The organism is Streptomyces sp. SP17BM10, assembly GCF_036322405.1.
Lineage (GTDB): Bacteria > Actinomycetota > Actinomycetes > Streptomycetales > Streptomycetaceae > Kitasatospora.
Map to the genome: position 1 here is coordinate 1 of NZ_JAQYXB010000317.1, position 207 is coordinate 207.

Annotated in this window: 1 protein-coding gene; it reads left to right on the forward strand. The window is 73.4% G+C overall.

The window, feature by feature from the left end; translation table 11 throughout:
• On the forward strand, positions 1-207 hold a 207-nt coding region (locus PUR71_RS01585), incomplete at both ends, for a hypothetical protein (RefSeq protein ID WP_329924465.1).

Genomic DNA, 207 nt, shown 5'->3' on the forward strand with positions numbered 1-207 from the left:
GTCGGTCTGGTGGTGCTGGAGCGGTTGTCGGATGCCCGTCGCAACGGGCACCGGGTGCTGGCCGTCCTGCGGGGCTCGGCCGTCAACCAGGACGGGGCGTCGAACGGTCTGACGGCGCCGAACGGTCCGTCGCAGCAGCGGGTGATCCGGCAGGCGTTGGCGAGCGCGGGGCTGTCGGCTGCCGACGTGGATGCCGTGGAGGCGCAC